Below are 2570 nucleotides of genomic sequence, written 5' to 3' on the forward strand. Positions count from 1 at the left end.
GTGGGAGGGCATGATGCGGGACCGCACGGGCGAGGTGTCGCCGGCCGCGTCGCTGGCCGACAAGGTCGAATGGCTGATCCGGAACCTGTGGCCCGCGCACGCGGAGGCGCCGCGCAACAACGTGGAGACCGCCGCCGCCATCGCACGCGCCACCGGCGAGGACATCTCGTCCACCACCGTGTGGAAGCTGCGCACGGGACGGCAGGAGAACCCGCAGCTCAAGACGCTCACCGCGCTCGCCACGTTCTTCCGCGTGCCGATCGGGTTCTTCGGCTTCCCGACCGAGGCCGAGCCGATCGGGGAGGACCTCACGCTCAAGGCGCTGCGGCGCGACGTCGAGAACGGCGTCATCCGGCCCGAGGTGCTGCGCGCGCTCGTCGACCTTTCCCCGGAGGCCCGCTGGGTCGTGGACGAGATGATCCTCGGCGCGGCCGCCGCCGACCGCGAACGCCACGGCGGGCACGGCCCCGGCGGGCATGGTGCTGGCGGGCATGGCCCCGGCGGGCATGGCACTGGCGGGCATGGTTAGCCGCGGCCGTCGCCGGGCGGGTGCGGTTCTCAGGTGAGTTCCGCGGTCAGTTTGTCCAGCCAGTCGCCGGTGCCCTGCTCGCGCCAGCTCGGCTCCTCCCGGCCGTCCAGGAACGTGCCCTGTTCGGTGAGGACGAGTCGCGTGCCGTCCGCGGCCGCCTCGAACTGGACGGTCGTGATCGACACGGTGGCCGGCCGGTCGTCGGCGAAGAGCGTGCCCGAGTAGACGATCCGCTCGCCCGGCACGATGTCGTGGTAGAGCGACTCGAACCGCAGCGTGGGCTCGCCGTCCTTGCCGTGGTGCAGCAGGGACTCCCTGCCGCCGGCGCGGAAGTCGAGGTCGTGTTCGTCGCCGGGCGTGGCGAACCAGCGTTGCTTGGACGCGGGATCGGCCCAGGCGGCGAACACCCGGCCGGTCGCCGCCGGGTAGGCGCGCTCCAGCGTGAACGTCGAGTGCAGGACGGGATGCTCGGTCATGACGGTGCTCCTTCATTGTTCTGATCCTGGTCATCGGTGCTTTCGGTGAGGACGTCGCCGAGGCGGTCGAGCCTGCCCTCCCAGGCGGTGCGCTGCCGGCGCAGCCAGCCCTCGGCCGTCCGGAGGCCCGCGGGTTCGAGATGGCAGGTGCGGACCCGTCCGGCCTTCTCCGACCGGACCAGCCCGGCGGCCTCCAGAACCTGCAGGTGCTGCACCACCGCGGGAAGCGACATGGGCAGCGGGCGGGCCAGCTCGCTGACCGACGCCGGTCCGAGGGTCAGCCGTTCCACGATGGCGCGCCGCGTCGGGTCGGCGACCGCGTGGAAGACCCGGTCCGGAGGCTCCTCATTGTTAAGCACATCCTTAACTGTATGGCGGGCCCGAGAGTTAGTCAAGGGATCGCTTTAGTAACTGTGAGTATCGATCATTACAATCTCCGTATGGACGACTTGGCGCGGCTGGCCGCGCGGGCCCACAAGCTGCTGCGCGCCGCGTCCGACGCGGCGATGAGCAGGCACGGTGTGCGCGTCGGGCAGAACCTCGTCCTGGAGATCCTCTGGGAGGAGGACGGCCTGACGCCCGGCGAGCTGGCGGCGCGGCTCGGGCTGACGACGCCGACCATCGTCAACACCGCCACCCGGATGGAGACGGCGGACCTGGTCGTCCGGCGGCGCGACCCGTCCGACGCGCGGCTCGTCCGGCTCTACCTGACCGGCAGGGCCCGCGAGGTGCGGGCGCCCATAGAGCAAGAGCGGCGGCGACTGGAGGAGCGAGTCGCCGCCGCGCTGACGGAGGAGGAGCGGCGCTGCGTCCGCAGCGCCCTGGAGAAGATCATCGACGAGCTGTCATAGCCGCGTCCTGGGCGTCGCTCATGTCCGGGACGTCCTGGAAGCGCGGTGCGCGCATGTTCACCAGGCTGTCCAGCTTGTGGACGCGCTCGTCATGCCCGATCTGGCGGAGCAGGTCCGCGACGGAGGCGTACTCGCCGTACTCCGCGGCGTACGTCGCCGGCGCCGGGACGTGCTCCAGCTCCGGGTGCTCGGCCACGTAGGACATGTACTCGTGCTCGGCGTGGTCCTCGAAGTCGGCGTTCAGCCGGTAGCTCAGCTCGGGCCGCACCAGGAACAGCAGCCACGACACGTGGTAGTAGAAGAACGCCACGAGCCACGGCGCCAGCCGGTGCAGGACGAACGACTGCCTCATCCCGTCCCGCTGGACGATGTCCTGGAGGATCAGCAGGTGCCACTGCTCGTTGTCCTGCTCCTCGCGGGTCTCCACGATCCGCTCGTAGACGCGCTTCGCCAGCGCGGTGCGGCGGCGGTGGCGCGACAGCGAGAAGTAGCCCATCCGCTCCCACGCCTGGTACGGGACGCGGGCGATGAACTCCAGCATCGTGAACTTCACGAGCGTGCGCTCGCGGCCGTAGACCAGGTCCATCTGCTTGAACAGCACCCGGGCGAGGAGGCCGTACTTCAGGCGCGGGGTTTCGAGGGTCTCGATCTGCGCGGCGCGCAGCTCGACCGGCGAGAGCTTCGGCGGGCCGCCGTGGGCGGAGGCGGGGGCGG

Annotated in this window: 5 protein-coding genes; 2 read left to right on the top strand and 3 right to left on the bottom strand. The window is 70.9% G+C overall.

Annotated features, from left to right (window positions below; translation table 11 throughout):
• On the top strand, nt 1–529 hold a 529-nt coding region (locus tag ETD83_RS41155), incomplete at its 5' end, for a hypothetical protein (protein WP_230421530.1).
• 29 nt (nt 530–558) lie between these two features.
• Here ETD83_RS41155 and ETD83_RS41160 read toward each other — a convergent pair.
• Together ETD83_RS41160 and ETD83_RS41165 are read right to left on the bottom strand one after the other, a co-directional pair.
• Entirely contained in the window at nt 559–1005 is a 447-nt protein-coding gene (locus ETD83_RS41160) for an SRPBCC family protein (RefSeq protein WP_138650658.1), read from the bottom strand.
• Nucleotides 1002–1364 carry an ArsR/SmtB family transcription factor gene (locus ETD83_RS41165; protein WP_138650659.1) on the bottom strand — a complete coding sequence of 121 codons (363 nt, stop codon included), beginning with the start codon at nt 1362–1364 and terminating at the stop codon, nt 1002–1004. Before ETD83_RS41165 ends, ETD83_RS41160 begins: the two co-directional genes overlap by 4 nt.
• An 81-nt stretch (nt 1365–1445) precedes the next feature.
• Here ETD83_RS41165 and ETD83_RS41170 point away from each other — a divergent pair, with 81 nt between their 5' ends.
• Entirely contained in the window at nt 1446–1856 is a 411-nt protein-coding gene (locus ETD83_RS41170) for a MarR family winged helix-turn-helix transcriptional regulator (RefSeq protein WP_138650660.1), read from the top strand.
• Here ETD83_RS41170 and ETD83_RS41175 read toward each other — a convergent pair.
• The coding region (locus ETD83_RS41175; protein ID WP_138650661.1) for an alternative oxidase at nt 1837–2570 on the bottom strand (734 nt) is incomplete at its 5' end. The genes ETD83_RS41170 and ETD83_RS41175 overlap by 20 nt on opposite strands.

Source organism: Actinomadura soli, from assembly GCF_005889715.1.
Classification (GTDB): domain Bacteria; phylum Actinomycetota; class Actinomycetes; order Streptosporangiales; family Streptosporangiaceae; genus Spirillospora; species Spirillospora soli.